The organism is Marinobacter persicus (assembly GCF_900114155.1).
Lineage (GTDB): Bacteria > Pseudomonadota > Gammaproteobacteria > Pseudomonadales > Oleiphilaceae > Marinobacter > Marinobacter persicus.
This window is the reverse complement of sequence record NZ_FOSC01000004.1, coordinates 127970-147050: the sequence shown is the minus strand read 5'-3', so window position 1 is coordinate 147050 and position 19081 is coordinate 127970. Positions and strand designations below refer to the sequence as shown.

Below are 19081 nucleotides of genomic sequence, written 5' to 3'. Positions count from 1 at the left end.
AAATGTTTAGAAAATGTTTAGGAATCACTGTTTAGACATTTTCCAGACCTTGCCATCAACCACTATATCACCTTGATTTTTAAGGGCTTGAAGGAGATTCCTAACCTTATTAGCCTTCTGGCGTTCGTCTAGAACATCGGGCAGTTTGTCTAAAAGCAGACGATCAATGTCTGCTCTGCGGGCTTCACCAAACTTTTCAATGTATTCGCAAATCAGCCCTTTGTAGTGCTGATCATCGAACCCACGATTACGGATATACTCGGCTTTGTTGCCGCTTTGCCTGGCCACTCGCGCGGAAATATGCAGATTCGGCTTTCGCCCTTCCACTAATCCCTGTTGTTTCAGGTGGCGCACCTGTGCGGCTGTTAGAGGCTTCTTCTTCTGGACACGGTCCAGCAGAATAATGTCATCCAAAGACAAGTTCGGCAGCTCTGCCAGTTTCCTGGCGTAGCTCATATCCAGAACACGGCCGGTTATGGTGACTTTTACCATGCCACGATCCAACTGATATTCCGGAAGCGGGAAGAATCGATTTTTTTGGGTTACAAACATTTTCCGAATGCCGCTGCCAATGGTGTCAATCATATTGAGGTTCACCATGGCCTCGGCAAGGAAGCGGTTCCGGTACCGGTTTTCCGGTGCATCGGAACGAATCACTTCTTCAACGGACCCGGGAATGAAGGTGCCAGAGTTACTGAAACACAGCCGCCCATCCTCGAACTCGATCACCGAGACTTTTCCACCCAACTCATAATCCTGATGGGCAATGGCGTTGTTGAGCGGCTCTCGAATAACGAACGGGTCATACTGATCCACCTCTTCCGGGAACAGACTCCCCTCAGCCATGTAGCGATATTTGAGGTTTCGGATTTTCCTGTAGACCTGATCCGCGTTTATAAGTAGCGGGCAGGAAAAGTGCTCGTAGTCCTTCTCAATACCGTCCCGGTCTTTCAGTATCCAGGTTATGGTTGGCGTGGCAGGATTGACAAAATGGGAAGATTCGGACTTCCCTAGCAGCAGAATGGCAGCCCTGGTAATTCTTCCCTTGATCGTAATCTTGGCTTTATTCAGGAAGGTCTCATCATCCCAATCATCCAATTGGGCGGCGAACCTGGGATGTTTCTTGGCATACTCATCCCGGGCAAGAGCAATAGCATCGGCATCCAGATCCGCCAATGTCGCATCAGCGCAGATGCCCGCACTCCAGTCAGTCGTCCTGTTCTGGTTGCGGATCCGCTCCAGCTCCTCCAGCGATAGAGCCACCAACGACTCATGATCACGACCGTAAAAGTGCCCGGCCCATGCCACCGGAATACCCTGGGGCGCTGCCGGTATTTCAAAGAGCAACACACGCCCCTGTGGATGAGCAACGACATGAATGTCTACAAAGGTCTGACGAGGCGTTACCCTGTCCGCAATTTCTTTTTTGAGTGACTGAAGTTCCCGACCTCTTTCGCGAAACCGGGTGCCGACGACTTTCTGCCCGTTATCTACCCCGAAAACCAGCCAGGCCGAGGGCTTCCCCTTGAGATTGGCTTCATTGCTCAACGCGGAGAAGTATTTGCCTAGCTTGCTGAGGTCAAAGTTGGTTTTGGCTTCTTTGAACTCGACAATCTCGTTTTCGCCATCCGTTTCCAAAAGATCCTGAAGCTTACGTTCCGCTGTCACTGGCACACCTCCCTGGCCTCCGGCTCGTTCATTCCTTGGACAGGCTCCACCACACCCGGCACCTTGATTTTGCCGGTGACAGCGCTGTTGATCATGGTGGCCTTGTATTCTTTCAGCTTGGTGATTTGTTGGTCGAGTAGAGACACGGCTCGATCCTGCTTAGCTACTTCTCTGTCAATGTATTCGACAATGGCTCCCTGCTCTTCAATAGGTGGAACCAAGGTAATCAGCTGCTTAAACCCGTCCCAATAGAGCCGCTTCCGGAAATCGGTAATTCCTTTTGAGTTCCGATCCATCTGTTGGATGAAAATGGGAGTCCGGTATTGATACTCAAAAAACTTCGGCACGATCTTCTGTGAGGGCATTGCGATAGTGTAGGCCGGGCTAATCATCCCTTCAGTTCGCACCTCCCCTATAGCGCCTTGCCAGGCCCTCATCATGTTGAATGCGATATCACCGGGGCGAACGAGGTTGTACTTGGTTTTATCCGCTATTTTCACTCTGCCCCGGACATTCTCCTCTTCCGAGACTTCTTCCTCCGAAACACCGGAGTGTATTGAGACCGACAGTAACGGCAGGCCTTCTCTGCCGGGTTCGACACGCTCGGCGAACAACGCACGGTTTGCCATAACGTCCCAATGCGCCGGAATTTCACCAATCCACTCGAATTTCGAATCCCGCATAGGCGTTTCTGGGTTCAGTCCACGGGTGACGGCATTCTGAATCAGGATTTGTTTGCGCTCCTTGAGAAGAGTTATTTGTTGTTCCTTGACGCGGATGGTTTTGTCGATTTGGGTGGTTTTTTGGTCAAGTAAGTTAGAAATCGCTTTCTGTTCGGGCAAGTCAGGATAAACTACCGGCATTCGTTTAACTTGCGGCCAATAAAGGTTTCTTTGAATAGTACCAACGCCTTTCGAACAGATCACAAAATGGCCAACCATATCGCGATTTCTGAACATGTAGTTAGCAAAATTTGGATGCAGCTCATCGGATAGTCGAAGAACTAGATAAGCGGGGCTTACGATTCCCCGATAGAACGACACTCCGACCGAACCTCTCCAAGCCTGTTGGTTATTTAAAACAAAATCACCAACTTCAACTAATTGGTATCCAGAGAGATCGCTACTGGTGGCATTCGTCCTCTTTTCATCGACATCCGAGAACAGCACAACACCGCGGTCCAGATACACGGACAAGAGTTCTTCCTTAGGGTACCCAGTCTCAGACCTTAGACTCGATATCACGCCAAGAGGTTTAGAGGTCCAATGTAATGGATAATGGCTGATATTTTCAGTCACTGCCTACTCCCGAAACATCTTTAACTCGGACTCCCAAAATCTCCGCAATTAGTCCCTCAGTCTCACGCTCCAGCGCCACAATATCGCTCGCCACTTCCTCCATGCTCCGCAGCGGCTGGTGCTTATAGAAGTATTTGTTAAAGCTGATTTCGTAGCCGATTTTCACGGAATCCAGGTTGATCCAGGCTTCGGCGACGTGGGGTTTTACCTCGGCCAGGAAGAAGCGATGGATATCGTCCGCCAGCGGAATGCTCTCGCTGTCCCGCAAATCAGTACAGGGCTCGTAGGTGATGTATTCGCCGGGCTTTCCGGTGGGGTAATAACCGAAATCGGGCAACTCGTCCGGCTGGCAGCCCAGACGATTCAGCAGGCTGTCCAGTTTGTCACCGGAGAGCTTTTCGGTTTTGCGGATGACCTTTTCCGCACGCTCGTCATACCAGCTGACGGCATTGAGGATCTGGTTCTTGTCGCTGGCGCCGGGTTTGATGCCGGATTCCCTGGCCAGGGTTTTCAGCTCCTGGTCCACCACTGCCTTGAACCGGTTGTAGTCCTGGTGGGTGTCGGTGCCGATGGTTTCCATCAGATAGTTGGCAACCTTCAACAGGGTGGCGTGCTTTTTCCAGGTGTCCGGGCTTAGCAGCTTTTTGCGTTGCTTGGTGTTCAGATTAATTTCCTGTTCCTCACACCATTTGAGAATGTCCTTTTCCTGGGCCTTCAGCGTGCCGGGCTGGTAAATGGCATCGCCCCACTGTTGGTACATCCAATCCATGGGGGCGCGCAGGGATTTGTCGAAGCGCAGGGTTTCAATGCGTTCCCGGCTGAATTGCGCCATGCGACGGTCCGGACGTTCGATGGTGACTTTGTGGTAGCCAAAATCCCGGTTGTCGAACACTTTGGCGGCGATGCCGTCACCACCGGCCGGGCGGTCGATACTGCCCAGGCTCAGGTAGGTGTCGGTGATTTCGGCGATGTGTTCCGGTGAGAACTCGCAGTTCTTGTTACCCAGGTTCTTGCGCAGCTTCCGGTACAGCAAGTTGGCATCAATGAGCTGCACTTTGCCCCGGCGGTGTTCCGGTTTGTTGTTGGACAACAGCCAGATGTAGGTGGTGATTCCGGTGTTGTAGAACAGGTTGTTGGGCAGCTGGATGATGGCATCAAGCAGGTCGTTTTCGAGGATGTGGCGGCGGATATTGCTCTCGCCGCTGCCGGCATCGCCAGTGAACAGGCTGGAGCCATTATGGACAGAGGCAATGCGGGAGCCGACAGCGCCATCACCCGGCGCCTTCATCTTGCTGATCATTTCCATCAGGAACAGGAGCTGGCCATCGCTGGAGCGCGGTGTCGCGTCCACCGTTTCCTGATTTCCCCAGTAATCTTTCAAGCTGACCCTGAAGCGCGGGTCCAGCACATCGCCGCCATCCTTGATGAACTTCTGCTCACTGCTCCAGCTTTTCCCGTAGGGCGGGTTGGAGAGCATGAAATCGAAGCGGGTGCCGGCAAACTCATCATTGGACAGCGTGGAACCCGGACGGATGTTGGCCGGGTTGTTGCCCTTGATCATCATGTCCGACTTGCAGATGGCGTAGGTTTCGTCGTTGATTTCCTTGCCGTATAGGTGGATATCCCGCCGGGTATCCGCACTCGGGTACTTCTCATCAATAAAGTTCTGGGATTCGGTGAGCATACCGCCACTGCCACAGGCCGGGTCGTAGATGGTCATCACTGGCGGCAGGCTGTCCCTGACCGGATCAAACACCAGGTGGGTCATCAGCTCGATCACTTCCCTGGGGGTGAAGTGCTCCCCGGCCTCTTCGTTGTTTTCCTCGTTGAACTTGCGGATCAGTTCTTCAAAGACATAGCCCATGCCCAGGTTGGTCAGGGCGGGCAGGCGGTTGCCGTCCGGATCTTCCTTTTCATGGGGCGTGAGGTTGATGTGGGGCGAAGTGAACTTTTCCAGCACGTCCAGCAACACGTCCTTGCTGGCCATGTGGCGTACCTGGGATTTCAGGTTGAACTTGCTGATGATTTCCTTGACGTTGCTGCTGTAGCCGTCCAGATACTCTTCCACATTCGCCAGGAGGATTTGCTGGTTGTTGGTGGCGGTTTTGAAGAGCTTGGTGAGGGTCCACTTACTGGTGTTGTAGAACACGTAGCCGGATGCCGCTTTCAGGGCGCTTTCATCCAGCTCCGTCAGCTTCATTTCGTTTTGCTGAAAACTGACCTCCTCCGTCACTGCGTCCTTGGTGGATTCCAGCAAGGCATCCAGGCGGCGCAGCACCACCATGGGCAGGATCACGTCACGGTATTTACCCCGCACGTAGACATCGCGCAGGCAGTCATCGGCGATGGACCAGATAAAGGACACCAGTTTGTTGTGGACTGCTTGATTCACTAATAAACCCTCATAATTCTCTGCTTAACCTTCTCTGTACCATCCGCTCACTGCTGTTATCAGTGATCATCCATAAATTCAAACAATTCCCCCACCTCACAATCGAGATAGCGGCACAGCGCATCAATCGTTTCCAACTCCACGCGACTGGCAGTCTCATGGTAAAGCCGGGTAATCGTCCCCCGGTTCACCCCTGTTTCTCTCGCCACATCAACGATTTTGAGTTTTTTTTCACCCATCAATTTGGATAGATGGCACTTAATCATTTGGCCCACCAAAGAACAAAATAACCCACAGGAGATCACAAAGACTTGCAAAAGGTCTTAATGAGTGCATAATGATCTACAGAAGAACATTATGAGGCACTAAAACAGCACCCTGTTCTCCAGCGACAAACCATAGCAGAGGAAAAATGTTATGTCACAAGAGTATCTGACTACCGAAGAACTCGCCCAGCGCATCAAGTACGACACCAGAACTATCTGACCTGCCCCCCAGTCTTTAATCCAACTGTTTACTAGTAATGTTCGGTGTTGAGGCTAGCACCGAAATATCATTCCTTCCCTTACTTCGCTAGCATGTAGCCTATGGACTACATCGCCACCGTTAGCAGCGCCGTCATGGCTCTTGTCTGGATTGTCTATTTCCAGCTGTTTTTCCTGCAGTACCAGCGCAATAACCGCCCTTATCTGGTTATTCATCACGCCCAGAATGAAAACCCGGACGCTCTTTGCCTGTTGGTCAATATGGGCAAGGAAACAGTGCATGTACAGTGTGTGCAGGTAGTCCTGTTTACCCGAGCTGGTGAGGAAAAGATCATGACGGTCACCGAATACCGGCGTATTCAGGCAGATGACTCCAATGTGCATCAGGTGTTACGCCAGGGACCGCTTCAATCCGGCGGGTATCTGGTACTTGGCTCTTTCAGGAACATCATCCTAGGTCGACGAAGCGAGGAGGCTGATCCAAACTACCTGTTCGAAGACATCGTTGACGTGGAAATCCGCGCAGCAGTCATTCATGGACCGAGTAAATACCCAGTGGGCGTGAGGCGGCGTTTCACTCTGCGCCACGAGGGCGGGCCCGTGATTCTTCCCCGTAACATCTACAGCGAACAACTCGTCAAGCGCAAAGACCGGCATCAAGTTCGCCGCTGGGTTGAAGATGAGCTGCGCCCTGAGCGCAAAGGCCGCAGCGAATCGGAGACCTCAGACCAAAGCCGCTAACCACAATGTTGTCCCTGATCATGGTCTGGCCGCTTCAACTACTGTAAAAACGGTGTTTTCATCGCTCATAATCGGGATGGCTCCGGGCGTCCCATGTCAGACACCGTTTGAGGCAGGGCATGCCTGAATTCATGAATGACCTGTTCAGCGCGGGCAAGCACTCGCGCTATTTCAATCACACCCGAAGTTACGGCCTGTTCTCGCGGGTACGCACCATTGCCTGGATTCTGGCCATTCTGCAAACTGCCTGGATTCTGGTGGACTGGCTTCTATTGCCGGAAGACGTAAGCAGCACCATCGCCTATGGCCGCATCCTTGCCAGCCTATCCTGCCTGGCACTGGGCATCTGGTTCAGCCATCCCTATCGCCTGGAAATCTCGCTGATCCGGCTATTGCTGCTGGTATTGGTGCTGACCATCTTCCAGACCTGGAGCAATTTCATCCTGATTGGCCACGGTCTTGAATCAGAAGTGCTGGCCGGCTACGCCTTTTTTCCATTCATGATCATCACCATGCTGGCCATTTTTCCGCTGACCATCCTGGAGGTCACCGGCTTTGCCGTGTTCGTTATCCTTGTGGAGCTGGTCACTCAGCTGTGGACCGGCAAGTTCGGTGTGGTAGCCGGCCTGAATGACCTTTGGCTGCTGGCCGTACTTGGCTGCATTGCCGGCTGGGCATCCGTGAACCAGCTGAGCATGCTGCTGGTGCTTTACCGCCAGGCCACCCGCGACCCTCTGACCGGGCTGGCCAACCGCCGGCAGGTGATGGATCAGCTGGATGGCGATATCAAGGATGCGCGCGAACTCAACCAGCCGCTGTCTGTGCTGCTGTTCGATCTGGACAAATTCAAAAGCTTCAACGACAACCATGGCCATGCCGCCGGTGATCTGGTGCTCAAACAATTTGCCCGGATTCTCAAGGACAATGCCAAACGCAAGGTGGACCTGGCCGGGCGTTTCGGCGGTGAGGAATTCCTGATGGTCCTGCCCGGGATGAACGAAGCGGATGCCGTACAGGTGGCGGATGCCGTCCGCCAGGGCTGCCATAACACCCGGGTGAAAGTGCCCACCGGAGAGGAAGTCAGCTTCAGCACCAGCATCGGCATCGCGGTGCTGCACGACAAGGATGAAGATCGTACCCGGCTGCTGCAGCGGGCCGATGAAGCACTCTATGCTGCCAAAGACGGTGGGCGGGACCGTTACGTGGTGGCGCCTAAATCTGAGAGAACCGAATAAGCTCGAGTTCTTTCTCAAGGTTCGAAGTCAGGTGCCTGCCGGCCAGTTCTGGCATGGCAGCGGTCAGGATCTCAGGGTCACAGCAATTGAGCATAATTGCCTTCGGCCCATAACCCGCAACCGCCGCCAACTTGTCACGCGCTCCCAATTACACGATTTCCATGCTCGGCAATGTTCGATGATTGTTCGCAGTTGCCGACAGCTCAGCGTCGCTTTACCATGCCCTACGCGTTGGCCAAGCCAGCGCCAATAACACCCAGACAAGTTAACCCAGTCGACAGGGGAGTCCCGGCATTGCGCGGGGCTGAGAGTGTTGTGAACAGACCCTGACACCTGATCCGGTTCATGCCGGCGGAGGAAGTGCGACATGATGATGACCCACCTGGCCGCAATCATCGCGGCACTGTGCCTGTTTGGCTGGCTGGGCCTGCGCGCCCGCAAAACTGCCGAGGGCCTTGATGACTACATGACTGCCCGCAACAGCCAGGGCGCCACCACCATTGGTCTTTCCTTTCTGGCTTCCGGGATGGGGGCGTGGATTCTGTTTGCCCCGCCTGAAGTGGGTGCGTTTGTAGGCCCAGTCGCCCTGGCCGGGTACGCTGTGGGCGCCGCACTCCCATTCATTGTTCTTGCCTGGCTGGGCCCGATGATCCGCAGGCAGATGCCAAAGGGGCGCAGCATCAGCGAGTTCACCGAACAACGCTTCGGCCGGGGCATGCGCCGGTGGGTTTCACTGATCTCCGTGTTGTATATGTTGTGTTTCCTGGCGGCCGAGCTCACGGCCATCGGCTCCATTACCAACCTGCTGTCCGATCTTGGCGGTCAGTGGGTGATTATTGGCGTCGCCCTCACCACGCTGACATACACCACCTGGGGCGGCCTACGTGCCAGCCTGACCACGGATCGCTGGCAAGCCCTGCTCCTGATGGGCTTACTGGCGGCAGTGCTGCTGGTGGACTGGAAGCACCTACCCACCATCGAGCAGAGCGCCACCATGCCCGGCATTCCATTCTGGAGCGCGGTCAGTGTTGCCCTAACGCTGGTACTGGCAGTGACTGCCGCCAATCTTTTTCACCAGGGATACTGGCAAAGGGTATGGGCTGCCAGAGACAGCGCCTCTTTGTGGAAGGGTGCCCTGCTGGGCGGCGGCACCACCGTGATCGTCGTCGCTATCGTCGGCGGTCTCGGTATGAGTGCTGCCATGGCGGGGCTCGATCTAGGCCAGCCTCCCATTCCCTTCTTCGCACTACTCAGTTCAGCTCCGCAATGGCTGGGCGCAGTAGCGCTGGTGCTGGCAGTCACGCTGGTGGCTTCTTCGGTCGACACGCTGCAAAACGGTATCGCATCGCTGACGGTTGCCGAGAAAAAAGGCCTGACACTACCGGGCGCGCGGTGGGTTACCGTCGCCCTGATGATTCCGGTGGTTATCATTGCCTTGCAGGGCGCTTCGGTCTTGCGACTGTTCCTGATTGCCGACCTGCTTTGCGCCACCGCTATTGTGCCGGTTTTGATGGGCCTCTGGCCAAGAGTTACTCCTGCTGCCGCTTTTGCAGGGGCACTGGCAGGCCTGGCGGGCGCCATTGCGCCCAACTGGTTAATAACGGGCAGTTTGCTCGAAGCACTGCACATTGCCAGCTTCCCGGGCGGGGCACCAACCTTGGCACCCTTTGCTGGAGCCCTTCTGGCCTCGGGCGGGGTTACCTTGCTGGTGACGCTAACACGGAGTAAGTAGCCAGCCCCCCGGAAAACCAAGTATCACATGTCCAGCTAAAGGGCTCCCAGGGCTTTCCCGTGATGCCTCAGGTGGTCTTCGATAAAGCTGGCAATAAAGAAGTAACTGTGGTCATACCCGGGCTGCAGACGCAGCTCCAGCGGGTGGCCGGCCGCTTCGCACGCCGCTTTCAGCGCCTCGGGTTTCAGCTGCTCTTCGAGGAAGTTGTCCGCCTCGCCCTGGTCCACCAGCAACGGCAGTTTTTCTTTGGCCGTGGCCACCAGTTCGCAGGCATCCCAGGCTTTCCAGCTCTCCCGGTCGTCCCCCAGATAACCACTGAAGGCTTTCTCGCCCCAGGGGCAATTCACCGGGTTGGTGATCGGCGCGAAGGCCGAGACCGACGCATAGCGCCCGGGATTCTTCAGGGCACAGATCAACGCCCCGTGGCCACCCATGGAGTGGCCGCTGATGGCGCGCTTTTCGGTGACCGGAAAGTGCTGTTCGATCAGTGCCGGCAGTTCCTCGGTCACGTAATCGTACATGTTGTAGTGGGCCGACCAGGGCTCACGGGTGGCGTTCACGTAGAAGCCGGCACCGGAGCCGAAATCGTAACTCTCGTGCTCGCCGGGCAGGTCGGTGCCGCGCGGACTGGTGTCCGGCGCCACCAGGGCAATACCCAGTTCCGCCGCCACGCGCTGGGCGCCGGCCTTCTGCATGAAATTTTCATCGGTGCAGGTCAGCCCGGAGAGCCAGTAGAGCACCGGCACCTTCTGAGTCTCGGCCTGCGGCGGCAGGTAGATGGCGAACACCATCTCCGTGCCGGTTGCCTTCGAGGTGTGCTTGTAACGCTTGAGCCAGCCGCCAAAACACTTGTTGCTGGCCACCAGCTCCGGAGTGGTGTTGCTCATGTGCTACCTCACTGATCGAACAGGATGACCGACCGGATGCTCTTGCCTTCGTGCATCAGGTCGAAGGCCTTGTTGATGTCTTCAAGACCCATGGTGTGGGTGACGAACGGATCGATCTCGATCTTGCCGTTCATGTAATCCTCCACGTAACCCGGCAGCTCGGAACGGCCCTTCACGCCGCCGAAGGCGGAGCCTTTCCAGACCCGACCAGTCACCAGTTGGAACGGACGGGTGGAGATTTCCTCGCCGGCACCGGCCACGCCAATGATGATGGATTCACCCCAGCCCTTGTGGCAGCACTCCAGGGCCGAGCGCATCACCTGCACGTTGCCGATGCACTCGAACGAGTAATCCACGCCGCCATCGGTCATGTCCACGATCACCTGCTGGATCGGGTCGGAGAAATCCTTCGGGTTTACGCAGTCGGTGGCGCCGAACTGGCGGGCCATCTCGAACTTGTCTTCGTTGATGTCGATGGCAATGATCCGGCTGGCACCCACCATGCGCGCGCCCTGGATCACCGACAGGCCGATGCCGCCCAGACCGAACACGGCCACGGTGGAACCCGGCTCCACTTTGGCGGTGTTGCGCACGGCGCCAATGCCGGTGGTGATGCCACAGCCCAGCAGGCACACTTTCTCCAGCGGCGCGTCCACCTGGATTTTCGCCAGGGAGATTTCCGGCAGCACGGTGTACTCGGAGAAGGTGGAGGTGCCCATGTAGTGGTGAATGGTCTTGCCATTCAGGGAGAACCGGCTGGTGCCGTCCGGCATCAGGCCCTGGCCCTGGGTCGCGCGCACCGCACCGCACAGGTTGGTCTTGCCGGACAGACAGAATTTACATTTACCACACTCGGCGGTGTACAGCGGGATCACATGGTCGCCCGGCTTCAGGGAGGTCACACCCTCGCCCACTTCTTCCACCACGCCAGCGCCTTCATGGCCCAGAACCGACGGGAAAATGCCTTCCGGATCGGCGCCGGAGAGGGTGTAGGCATCGGTATGGCAAACCCCGGTGGCGACAATGCGCACCAGCACTTCACCGGCCTTCGGGCCCTGGACGTCGATTTCTTCAATACTCAGTGGCTCGCCTGGTCCCCAGGCAACAGCAGCGCGTGATTTCATAACAGGCATCTCCAGAACGGTTGGATGAACAATGCTCCCAGTGTATACCACCCCACGCCACTCATCGCTGCACAGGTGGCAAAGCATTGTTGCCACACAGCAACAATTAACGTATGAAGGGGCATCTCACACAGACCACTGGTAAGCGGAGCCCTCATGAAGCACTGGGATGCCATCGAAGCCTTTATTGCCGTCGTACAGGAAGGCAGTTTCAGTGCCGCCGCCCGCCGGCTCGGGGTATCGCCTTCCCACATCAGCCGGCAGGTTGCCGGGCTGGAAAAACGCCTGGGCACACCCCTACTGTACCGCACCACCCGTTCAATACGCCTGAGCGAGGCCGGCGAAACCTACTTCCAGCAATGCCACAGCCTGATGGAAGGGTTTATCAGTGCCGAAGAAGAACTGCGCCAGGCCCAGCAAAAGCCGGCCGGCTCCCTGCGGGTCACCTGCGCCACCACCTTCGGTGAGCGGTTTCTGGCACCGGCACTGAACGACTTTGTAACACGCTACCCGGACATTCAGCTGGATCTGCACCTGACCAACCGGCAAACCGACCTGGTCAGCGAAGGCTATGACCTGGCGGTGCGCATGGGATCGCTGAAAGATTCCTCTCTGCTGTCGAGAAGGCTGTGCGACCGCCGGGAATACCTATGCGCCAGTCCGGCCTATTTACAGCGCCATGGCATGCCTCACACCCTCGCCGAGCTGGCACACCACAACTGCCTGCTGGGCTCAAATACCTGGTGGTTATTCAGCGAGAACGGTCAACGGCGGGAACTGAAGGTGACCGGCAACTGGCGCTCCAACTCCGGCCCCGCCCTGCTGGACGCCGTGCGCAAGGGGCTGGGCATTGCACAACTGCCGGACTACTACGTGGAGCCATTGCTGGCCCGGGGCGAGCTGGTGTCCATGCTGGAGCAATATCGTTACCCGTTCAGTGGTGTCTGGCTGGTGTATCCGCAAGCCAAACAGCGCTCGGTCAAACTCAAGGTGCTTAACGAATTTCTGATTGAACGGTTTTCCCGTGGGTTGCCTTGGTAAAGTGCGAAAATCCGTCGATAACAAAGACACATTTAAATTACAGCCTTGCAACCATTCATTCGTTCGTTATCCTGAATGTAGGTACTAACCGAGATTCACTGGTTTGTCACATCACATTCGTGAACAAAACATGGCAGTTATCCCGATCCGCCCGGATCGCGGCTTCCCGTTATCGGAACGACATTCCAATCACAAAAACCGAAAGAGGAAAGTGACTATGCGAAAGCTTACGTCTGCTGCAATACTGTGCGCGCTGTCAGCGCCCGGCCTGGCACAAGCCGAGTGCGGAGAAGTGTCCATCACCGAAATGAACTGGGCCTCCAACACGGTCGTGACCAACGTGGCCACCTTCATCATGGAGCAGGGTTACGGCTGTGACGTGACCATCGTGCCATCCGACACAGTGCCAGCTGTCACTTCCGTTGCCGAAAACGGCGAACCGGACATTATTACCGAGCTGTGGCTGAACTCCGCTGGCGAAGCCTATCTGCGCCTGGAAGAGCAGGGCAAGGTTGAACGGGTCAGCAAGGTTCTGGACCCCGGCGGTGTGGAAGGCTGGTGGATTCCCACCTACCTGGCCGAGAAGCACCCGGAGCTGACCACCATTGAAGGCGTGATGAACAACCCGGAGTTGGTGGGCGGTACCTTTAATAACTGCCCCGATGGCTGGGGCTGCCGGGTGGTCAGTGACAACCTGATTCGAGCGTTGGACCTGGAAGAGTCCGGCATTGAAGTGTTCAACCATGGCTCCGGCGAGACTCTCGCGTCTTCCATGGCATCCGCGGTGCAGAACGAGGAACCCTGGTTTGGCTACTACTGGGGCCCGACCGTGCCTCTCGGCAAGTACGACATGACCCGTGTCGAGCTGGGTGAGTACAAACAGGACGTGCACCAGAAAAACCAGACCCCGGATGCGGACAACCCCGGCGTTTCCGAATTCCCGGCGGCAACTGTCCTGACCTCAATCACCACCGACTTCAAAGAGCGTGAGCCGGAAGTCGCTGAAATGCTGGGCAAGATGACGTTCAAAACCGCCACCATGAGCTCCATCCTGGCGTGGATGGATGAGAACAACGCCACCGGCGAAGAAGCGGCCGTCTACTTCCTGAGCAACAACAGTGAAGAGTGGTCCACCTGGCTGAACGATGAAGCCACCAAACGGCTGGCCAACGTTCTCGAGTAACTGACCTGCCCCGTCCGGGGCGTATCCCCTGCGCCCCGGACGATTTCTTTGCAAAACCACGCTGTCCCATACGCGCAGGAGAAACTGACCGCCCATGGCAACTTACGACCCCCTGTTTGAAACACTCGGGCTCAAGGAATGGTGTTCCGAAGGCAAGAGCAGTGGCCCCATGTCGATGGCCGACTTGCTGAACAAAACCAGTGGCAAACAAACCCAGGAGACCTCCATCTGGGAACTGCCTTTTCCATCCATGGACGCACTGAACGAATCCTGTGCAGCCTTCCCCCAGTCACGGGAACTGACCAAGGGTCTGGAGCAGGGCTTCCTCGCCATCAAGGACAGCCTCAGCCTGGTACTTGACCCACTGACTCAACCCCTGAGCTGGTTTCTTGACGGCGCCCTTTACGCCATGCTCAACACACCCTGGTGGATTGTTATTCCATTGTTGCTGGCGGTGGTCTTCGTCGTCACCAAATCCTGGAAACTGGTGGCCTTTGTCGGCATCAGCATCGTCCTCATGGCATTCATTGATCACTACGACTACGCCATGCAAACACTGGCGATCATCATGGTATGCGCCTTCCTCTGCGTCCTGTTCGGGGTCCCCATTGGCATTGCCATGGCTCGCAGCGACGGCCTTCAGCGCGTGATCACCCCGGTTCTGGACATGCTGCAAACCCTGCCGCCGTTTGTGTACCTGATTCCGCTGATCTTCCTGTTCAGCGTGACCGAATCCAAGCTCTACGGCATTGCCATTATTCTTTACGCCATTGTTCCGGTCATCCGCCTTACCAACCTGGGCATTCGGCTTGTGGACAAAGACGTGATCGAAGCCGCCGATGCCTTTGGCATGACGCCCCGGCAAAAGCTGTACAAGGTGCAGATCCCGCTGGCCCTGCCCAACATCATGGCCGGCGTGAACCAGACCATCATGATGAGTCTTGCCATGGTTGTTATCGCTTCCCTGGTGTCCGCACCGGGTCTGGGCGTACTGGTGCTGCGCGGCATCCGGAACCTGGAACTGGGCGTTGGTCTGGTGTCCGGCCTGGGTATCGTGATTCTGGCGGTCATTCTTGACCGGGTAACCAAGGCATCCCTTGCACGCATCGACGTGTCGAAAGAGCATTGAGGTAAGGCACATGACACGCAACGTCAAGATTTCCATCAAGAACCTGTACAAGATCTTCGGCCCGACACCCGATGTCGTACTGGAGTACGCACGCCAGGGCATGCACAAGGCCGAAATGCTCGAGCAGCATAACCACGTGCTGGGTCTGCGCGACATCAACGTGGATATTCATGAGGGTGAAATTACCGTCATCATGGGCCTGTCTGGATCGGGCAAATCCACCCTGATCCGCCATCTCAATCGGCTGATCGACCCCACCGCCGGCGAGGTCCAGGTGGATGGTGATGACATCATGACTTACACCGAGGAACAGCTTCGCCAATTACGGCGAGAACGGATGTCCATGGTGTTCCAGAAATTTGCCCTGCTGCCCCACAAAACCGTGCTGGAAAATGCCGGCATGGCAAAAGACATTCGCGGCTACACCACCGAGGATTTCGAAGGGGAGGCCAGAAAATGGCTGGCCCGGGTCGGCCTGGAAGGCAACGAACAGCAGTACCCTCATCAGCTGTCCGGCGGCATGCAGCAAAGGGTGGGCATTGCCCGGGCGCTGGTATCCGACGCCCAGATCATGCTGATGGACGAGGCCTTCTCCGCCCTGGATCCCCTGATCCGTTCCGACATGCAGGACCTGCTGCTGGAACTGCAGGAAGAACTGAAGAAAACCATCGTGTTCATCACCCACGACCTGGACGAAGCCCTGAAGCTGGCCGATCACCTGGTCATTCTCAAGGAAGGCGAAGTGGTTCAGCAGGGCGATCCGCAGGATATCCTGCTCAACCCGGGCGACCCTTACATTGTCGACTTCATCAGCGACATCAACCGGGCACGGGTGCTAAGGGTACGCTCGATGATGACTAAGCCGGACCCCGAGGAAACCGACTACGCCGGCGACATCTCCGAGAAAGACAATCTTGAAGACGTGCTGCGAAAGTCCGGTGGAGATATGACACTCAACTTCAGGGTCATGCGCGGTGACGAGCAGGTGGGCACCCTGCACATGAAAGACCTGGCCCGCGCACTGGTGCCAACCGACGCTTCAGAGAGTCGCGGCAAAACGGCCGCCTGAACGGTCTGCGCGCCGGCCGACAAGTGCTGTTTCAGCTGTCGGCTGGCAGTGGTCCCGGCCTGGCAAACAGGTAACCCTGGAAATGCCGGCAGCCGTGTTCCACCAACCAGTCCCTCTGCTCTTCGGTTTCCACCCCTTCGGCAATGACCTGCAGCTTCAGGCCATTGGACAGACCGATGATGGAGTCGACAATCGCACCACTGGTGCTATTCTCGCCCAGATCCCGGGTGAAGGACTGGTCAATCTTGATCTGATCCAGCGGCAGGCGCTTGAGATAGCTGAGCGAGGAATACCCGGTACCGAAGTCATCCAGCGAGAAACGGATACCCAAATCACGCAGCCGGTTCATGATCTCGGTGACACGGTCCGGGTCATCCATCAGCAAGCTTTCGGTTACTTCCAGCTCCAGCAGGTGCGGTGGTGCACCGGTCTCATCCAGAATCCGGGCCACCTGGTCCGGGAAGCCGGCATGCTGGAACTGATAAACGCTGACATTCACCGCCAGGTACAGATCCTTTCTGTCAGGGTTGGCCTGCCAGCGTGCCAGCTGCTCGCAGGCCTGCTGCAACACCCATTCGCCAATGGGGATAATCAGGCGGCTCTGCTCGGCCAGGGGTATAAACACGCCCGGCGACACCATGCCCTTGTCCGGATGCTGCCAGCGCAGTAGCACCTCATATCCCTGAACCTTGTCCGGATGACTTATCTGCGGCTGGAAATAAAGCTGAAACTGCTCGGCGTCCAGGGCGCTGCGTAGCTCATCTTCCAGCAAAATGTTTTCCACCGCCCGGGCCTGAATTTCAGGGTCGAAGAAAGCAATGGGTCTGCCGCCATTTTGCCGGGCCTGTTGCTTGGCCTGCTGAGTGGCCTGCTCAGCCCGCTGGAGTTGCTCGTCGCCCGGGATTTGCCGGTTGCCGATAAGGACAATCCCGATACTCGAGGCCAACCGGACAACACTTCCCGCCATTTCAAAGGGCTGCTGCAATGCTGTCTGAATCTTTTCAGCCATGCGTTCCGCAGTCCGGGCCGCTGCCTGTTCAGATTCACCTAACTCCAGAAGCAGCAAACCAAACTCATCGCCACCGATTCGGGCCAATGTGTCGTTGCTGCGCACCAGCCCGGATATCCTCTCGGCCACGCTTTTCAACACCTGGTCACCCACGTCGTAGCCCCGGCTATCATTCACAGCACGGAAATGATCAAGTTCCACCTCCAACAGGGCGGCAAATCCGCCACTCCTGGCATTGCTCCGGGCAACCTCGGTTATCCGGTCCTCCAGCAACACGCGATTGGCAAGACCGGTGAGGGAATCGTAAAAGGCCAGGCGATGGGCTTCACGTTCCGCTTCCTTTCGCTTGGTAATGTCGTGGAAAGTGCCCACGTAATTGAGAATCGCGCCGGATTCGCTACGGATGGCGGTTACCGTCAGCCACTCGGCGTATACCTCGCCGTTTTTCTTGCGGTTCCAGATCTCGCCTTCCCAGGAACCCAGCTCTTTCACCCTGGCCCAGAAATTCTGGTAGAAAGAGCGATCCTGCAACCCGGATTGCAATACCGCCGGGGTTTTACCCACCACCTCATGCTCTTCATAACCGGTAATGCGAGTGAAAGCCCGATTGGCCCGCAGAATCAGTCCCTGATCGTCGGTGATGATAATGCCCAGGTGGGTTTCAAAAGCGGTTGAGGCAATACGCAGTTCGGCTTCCTGGATTTTGCTCTGGGTAACATCCCGCACCACGGCAAGGAAGCCGGTGTTGCGGTTCTCCTTGTCCGTCAGCACGGTGATTTTGGCACTGAATTCCCGCACCTCGCCGTCAAAGACCAGTTGGTATTCAAGATCCGCCGGCTGCCCTGTCACCCCGACCTGCTCGGTCACACTGGCCAAACGGCCGGACAACTCTGGCGGCAGAAGGTCACGATAATGCTCGCCCAACATGTCTTCAGCCGGTTTGATGAGCTGATCTTCGTCAGAGGCGTGCACAAAAACAAAACGCCCCTGTTCGTCGAACACAAAAATCAGGTCGGGAATCGAACGAATCAGCGCCCGCAAACGCGCCTCGCTGGCCTGGGCCGAGCGCTGCAGCTCCAACCGTTCATGGTTCTCCGCCAGCAGCGCCTGTTCGGCCTTTGCCCGCCGCTGGAACTGGCGTACCGACAACCAGCCAACCACCGCCACAACAACAAAAGCCACAACGCTGATCCACAGATTCTGCCACCAGTCACGGACAATAACCGCCACTTCCTCACCGACAATCACCAGATAGGGCGTATCCTTCACCCGCTGGAACGTGTAAAGACGTTGTGTACCATCCACCGGTGAGGCTGTGATCGCCTGGGCAGAGTCCTGGCCACTGTCGATGAAGTCCCGGGTATGGGGCTCTTTTACCCGGATGCCGGTGTGCACCAGATCACCATCGGCCGGCAAGCGGCCGACCAGAGTCATGGTCGTATCCAGAATGGCGATGCTCTGGCCTTCGGACATGGACAAACGTGCCAGTGAATCAGCCAGCATGGCGGGAGTGTGGCGGGCCACCAGATAGCCGGCCAGTTCTTCGGAAGGGGAACGCAGGGGCCGGGCATTCCAGATCGCCAGTTGCCCCGTTTTCGGGTTCGGGTGTAGTGGGGTAATCACACCGTCGCGGTCGCTGCTGGCCAGCTGCGCGCGCAGAAAATCCCAGCTCGCCAGCTTCTGCGCACCGGACTCTTCCGAATCGTACAGCAGATTACCCGAGGTATCGGTAATGAACAGGGCATCGACATAATTCAACTGCTGACGCTTCTCGTCCAGCAGGCGTTCCAGGCTTTCCAGCCCGGTATCGGGCAACACCCCGGCCTGGGCAACCATGGGCTCGACAAAACCTGCCACCGTCTGCAAACCGGAACGTGAGGACATGAACGCGGTAGCGACAAATTCGGCGGCCAGATCCGCCCGGGCGTTGGAGCGGCTGGCGGCGGCGTCCTTGTTATGCCGGTAGGTCTGTACGGCCACAGTGGCCGCAGAAGCCACCAGCACCAGCATCACCAACAGGTACACCGCCACCGGCTTGAGTGTTTTGCCCGGCTGTTCAACAAACCTGGAGTCTGAATCCGCCATTAA

General features: G+C 56.7%; 14 protein-coding genes and 1 riboswitch. Of the genes, 7 read left to right on the top strand and 7 right to left on the bottom strand.

Features of this window, described 5'->3' with window-relative positions; genetic code table 11:
* Positions 1–24 precede the first annotated feature (24 nt).
* Genes BMZ63_RS05690 through BMZ63_RS05675 form a run of 4 tightly spaced genes read right to left on the bottom strand, consistent with a single transcriptional unit; the run spans position 25 to position 5624 of the window.
* The gene (locus BMZ63_RS05690) at positions 25–1668 is read right to left on the bottom strand and encodes an RNA-binding domain-containing protein (protein WP_091702866.1); all 1644 of its coding nucleotides are present in this window, start codon (positions 1666–1668) and stop codon (positions 25–27) included.
* Positions 1665–2966 carry a restriction endonuclease subunit S gene (locus tag BMZ63_RS05685; protein ID WP_143072197.1) on the bottom strand — a complete coding sequence of 434 codons (1302 nt, stop codon included), beginning with the start codon at positions 2964–2966 and terminating at the stop codon, positions 1665–1667. Before BMZ63_RS05685 ends, BMZ63_RS05690 begins: the two co-directional genes overlap by 4 nt.
* Positions 2959–5358, bottom strand: a complete 2400-nt coding sequence (locus BMZ63_RS05680) for a type I restriction-modification system subunit M (protein ID WP_091702861.1) — start codon at positions 5356–5358, stop codon at positions 2959–2961. The genes BMZ63_RS05685 and BMZ63_RS05680 overlap by 8 nt, the downstream gene beginning before the upstream one ends.
* Before the next feature lie 59 nt (positions 5359–5417).
* Entirely contained in the window at positions 5418–5624 is a 207-nt protein-coding gene (locus tag BMZ63_RS05675; RefSeq protein WP_091702859.1) for a helix-turn-helix domain-containing protein, read from the bottom strand.
* 321 nt (positions 5625–5945) lie between these two features.
* On the opposite strand from BMZ63_RS05675, the gene BMZ63_RS05670 reads away from it, so the two are divergent.
* The 3 genes from BMZ63_RS05670 (at position 5946) to BMZ63_RS05660 (ending at position 9551) form a co-directional block, all read left to right on the top strand.
* Positions 5946–6584: a hypothetical protein gene (locus BMZ63_RS05670; protein WP_091702856.1), complete on the top strand. Its 639-nt coding sequence runs from the start codon at positions 5946–5948 to the stop codon at positions 6582–6584.
* 119 nt (positions 6585–6703) lie between these two features.
* The gene (locus BMZ63_RS05665; protein WP_091702853.1) at positions 6704–7819 is read left to right on the top strand and encodes a GGDEF domain-containing protein; all 1116 of its coding nucleotides are present in this window, start codon (positions 6704–6706) and stop codon (positions 7817–7819) included.
* A gap of 269 nt (positions 7820–8088) precedes the next feature.
* Positions 8089–8196: riboswitch (TPP riboswitch) on the top strand.
* The gene (locus BMZ63_RS05660) at positions 8187–9551 is read left to right on the top strand and encodes an SLC5/6 family protein (RefSeq protein WP_091702851.1); all 1365 of its coding nucleotides are present in this window, start codon (positions 8187–8189) and stop codon (positions 9549–9551) included. (Overlaps the previous riboswitch by 10 nt.)
* Before the next feature lie 35 nt (positions 9552–9586).
* On the opposite strand, the gene fghA is transcribed toward BMZ63_RS05660, so the two are convergent.
* Both fghA and BMZ63_RS05650 read right to left on the bottom strand, forming a co-directional pair.
* The gene (gene fghA, locus BMZ63_RS05655) at positions 9587–10438 is read right to left on the bottom strand and encodes an S-formylglutathione hydrolase (RefSeq protein WP_091702849.1); all 852 of its coding nucleotides are present in this window, start codon (positions 10436–10438) and stop codon (positions 9587–9589) included.
* A gap of 8 nt (positions 10439–10446) precedes the next feature.
* A complete protein-coding gene (locus BMZ63_RS05650; RefSeq protein WP_280522338.1) occupies positions 10447–11571 on the bottom strand; it encodes an S-(hydroxymethyl)glutathione dehydrogenase/class III alcohol dehydrogenase in 1125 nt (374 codons plus the stop codon).
* Between the two features lie 147 nt (positions 11572–11718).
* On the opposite strand from BMZ63_RS05650, the gene BMZ63_RS05645 reads away from it, so the two are divergent.
* The 4 genes from BMZ63_RS05645 (at position 11719) to BMZ63_RS05630 (ending at position 15984) form a co-directional block, all read left to right on the top strand.
* Positions 11719–12603 (top strand): LysR family transcriptional regulator, encoded by an 885-nt coding sequence (locus tag BMZ63_RS05645; RefSeq protein WP_091702845.1) that lies wholly within the window; start codon positions 11719–11721, stop codon positions 12601–12603.
* Between the two features lie 217 nt (positions 12604–12820).
* Positions 12821–13786 (top strand): ABC transporter substrate-binding protein, encoded by a 966-nt coding sequence (locus tag BMZ63_RS05640; protein ID WP_091702842.1) that lies wholly within the window; start codon positions 12821–12823, stop codon positions 13784–13786.
* A 94-nt stretch (positions 13787–13880) separates the two neighbouring features.
* A complete protein-coding gene (locus tag BMZ63_RS05635) occupies positions 13881–14915 on the top strand; it encodes an ABC transporter permease (protein ID WP_091702839.1) in 1035 nt (344 codons plus the stop codon).
* Between the two features lie 10 nt (positions 14916–14925).
* Entirely contained in the window at positions 14926–15984 is a 1059-nt protein-coding gene (locus BMZ63_RS05630) for a quaternary amine ABC transporter ATP-binding protein (RefSeq protein ID WP_091702837.1), read from the top strand.
* Positions 15985–16015: 31 nt separating this feature from the next.
* On the opposite strand, the gene BMZ63_RS05625 is transcribed toward BMZ63_RS05630, so the two are convergent.
* The gene (locus tag BMZ63_RS05625) at positions 16016–19078 is read right to left on the bottom strand and encodes a bifunctional diguanylate cyclase/phosphodiesterase (protein WP_091702834.1); all 3063 of its coding nucleotides are present in this window, start codon (positions 19076–19078) and stop codon (positions 16016–16018) included.
* Between the last annotated feature and the right edge of the window lie 3 nt (positions 19079–19081).